Consider the following 939-nt stretch of genomic DNA (forward strand, 5'->3'; position numbering starts at 1 on the left):
AAGTGACGAAGAAACTGGTCAGACTATCATTGCTGGTATGGGTGAGCTGCACTTAGACGTGTTAGTTGACCGTATGCGTCGTGAATTTAAAGTTGAAGCGAACGTAGGTAAACCGCAGGTTGCTTACCGTGAAACTATTCGTGATACAGTAACTGATATCGAAGGTAAGCACGCGAAACAATCTGGTGGTCGTGGTCAGTACGGTCATGTGGTTATCGACCTGTCTCCATTACCAGCAGGTGGTGAAGAGAACTACGTATTTATCAACGATATCGTTGGTGGTGTAATTCCTAAAGAATTCATCCCAGCTGTTGATAAAGGTATTCAAGAACAGCTGAAATCTGGTCCATTAGCAGGTTACCCTGTTGTGGATATTCAGGCTCGTTTACATTACGGTTCTTACCATGATGTTGACTCCTCAGAAATCGCGTTTAAAATTGCCGCATCAATGGCATTTAAAGACGGCTTCATGAAAGCTAAGCCAATTCTGCTTGAGCCAGTCATGAAAGTTGAGATTGAAACGCCAGAAGATTACATGGGCGACGTTATCGGTGACTTAAACCGTCGTCGTGGTATGGTTGAAGGTATGGACGATCTGCCTACCGGTAAGATCATCCGTGCTCAAGTACCACTGGCTGAAATGTTCGGTTATGCAACTGACCTGCGTTCACAAACTCAGGGTCGTGCTTCATACTCTATGGAGTTCTTGAAGTACAACGAAGCGCCTAGCAACGTCGCTCAGGCTATTATCGAAGCTCGTAAAGCGAAATAAGATCCTTTCGAGTTCAATTTAGTTTACGCTCCCTCGACTAGAGGGAGCGATATTAAGGAATATAGTCGTGTCTAAAGAAAAATTTGAACGTTCAAAACCGCACGTTAACGTTGGTACTATCGGCCACGTTGACCACGGTAAAACAACTCTGACTGCTGCAATCACTA

Annotated in this window: 2 protein-coding genes; both read left to right on the forward strand. The window is 44.5% G+C overall.

What is annotated here, in order from left to right; translation table 11 throughout:
• A partial coding sequence (locus BHE89_RS18695; protein ID WP_458694242.1) for a translation factor GTPase family protein occupies window positions 1–772 on the forward strand: 772 nt, incomplete at its 5' end.
• Window positions 773–839: 67 nt separating this feature from the next.
• The coding region (locus tag BHE89_RS18700; RefSeq protein WP_234369306.1) for a GTP-binding protein at window positions 840–939 on the forward strand (100 nt) is incomplete at its 3' end.

The organism is Shigella sp. FC1967 (assembly GCF_001743005.1).
Classification (GTDB): domain Bacteria; phylum Pseudomonadota; class Gammaproteobacteria; order Enterobacterales; family Enterobacteriaceae; genus Proteus.